This is a genomic window from Microbacterium sp. LB12 (assembly GCF_037150835.1).
In the GTDB taxonomy this organism is placed as follows: Bacteria; Actinomycetota; Actinomycetes; order Actinomycetales; family Microbacteriaceae; genus Microbacterium.
In genome coordinates this window covers 1-303 of sequence record NZ_JBBCPF010000054.1, presented here as the reverse complement: position 1 = coordinate 303, position 303 = coordinate 1, and the positions used below count along the sequence as shown (strand labels likewise).

1 protein-coding gene is annotated in these 303 nt (G+C 71.3%); it reads right to left on the bottom strand.

Going from position 1 to position 303, the window contains the following annotated elements; translation table 11 throughout:
- On the bottom strand, window positions 1–303 hold a 303-nt coding region (locus WFM69_RS19475; RefSeq protein ID WP_337007476.1), incomplete at both ends, for an AbgT family transporter.

Genomic DNA, 303 nt, shown 5'->3' with positions numbered 1-303 from the left:
CCGCGCCGACGCCTGCGAACGCCCCCGCGAGACCGGCGAGAGGATGTCGACCGACGGTGAGGAAGGCCGCCGCGGCGAGCGGCACCAGGATCAGATACCCGGCATCGGTCGCCACCGACGACAGCACGCCGACGAAGATCAGGATGAACGCGAGCCACCGCGGCGGGGCCACCTTCACCACCCGGCGGATCAGCGCCCCCATGAGCCCGGCGTGCTCGGCGACGCCGACGCCCGCCATCGCGATGAGCACGACCGCGACCACGCCGAACCCGGCGAAGTTGTCGACGAACGACGAGAAGAAGA